The 978-nt window shown below is 72.9% G+C and carries 1 protein-coding gene; it reads left to right on the top strand.

The features are described 5' to 3' along the window. Positions 1-267 precede the first annotated feature (267 nt). Positions 268-978: hypothetical protein (locus D7V88_RS41820; protein WP_244238698.1), on the top strand; the 711-nt coding region annotated here is incomplete at its 3' end.

Genomic DNA, 978 nt, shown 5'->3' with positions numbered 1-978 from the left:
CGGCGAGGCGGGGGCCTGGGCCAGGACGGGGGAACCCCAGCAGAGGACCAGGGCCGACAGGGTGAGGAGTCCGGGGATGCGCATGGAAGAGGGCGGGCAGCCTAGCCCACGCTCCGGCCATGAACGAGGCCGGCCTGCCCGTCCTGCATCCCGCCATCCGGCCACGTCCGGAAAGTGGCAGCCGCGCCACAATGCTGACGACGGGGGCTGGCCCCGGTCTACCATCCTGTTCTCGCGACAGAGGCGTCGGTGAGGAGAGCAGACGGGATGAGGGTCGGACGGGGTGCACTGCTGATGGCGCTCGCCCTGGGCGCGTGCAGCAGGCCCGGCGCGAACACGGAAGCGACGGATGCGACGGATGCGGGCGTCATCGGGCTGCCGGGGAGACCCTCCCCGCTGGCGATTCCCTCCTGCGACGTGCTGCTGCCGGAGGACCTGCGCGACCTCACGCTCAACGGGTTCGCGATGAAGGAGGAGCGGGCCTGCCCCACGTGTGGACCGCTCTGCACGTTGCATTCGGCCGCCATGCCGGACGTGTCCCTGTCGGTGGCCTACGACTGCCAGCCCGGCTACGCGAGCGCGGACGTGCGCGCATTGCTGGAGCCCACGTTGAACGCGGGCGGCGAGGAGGTGTCCGCGCTGGGCCGGGCCGCGGCTCGGCGCAGTCCCGTGCAGGGCATGACGCAGGTGGTGGCGTGGGATGACGACACGCCGTGCGTCGTCGTCGTCACCCTGCTGGGGGATGATCCCGACCGCGCGATGGATGTGGCCCGCCTCGCGGTGACCTCGCACAAGGGGATGGATCCGGCGGAGGACGCGGGCACGGAGGCACCCGGGGACGCGGGCGACAACCCGTTCGGGGATGCGCCGCTGGAGCCGCTGGACACCCTCACCGCGCCGCGCGCTGGAACGACGGACGTGCTGTCCGCGCCTTCGGGCACCCGAGCACCGCCCGTCGTGCCCTCCCCTGCCCCGCGG

The sequence above is a fragment of the Corallococcus terminator genome (assembly GCF_003611635.1).
In the GTDB taxonomy this organism is placed as follows: domain Bacteria; phylum Myxococcota; class Myxococcia; order Myxococcales; family Myxococcaceae; genus Corallococcus; species Corallococcus terminator.
The sequence above is the reverse complement of the archived record's forward strand: the minus strand, read 5'-3'. Positions and strand labels throughout refer to the sequence as shown.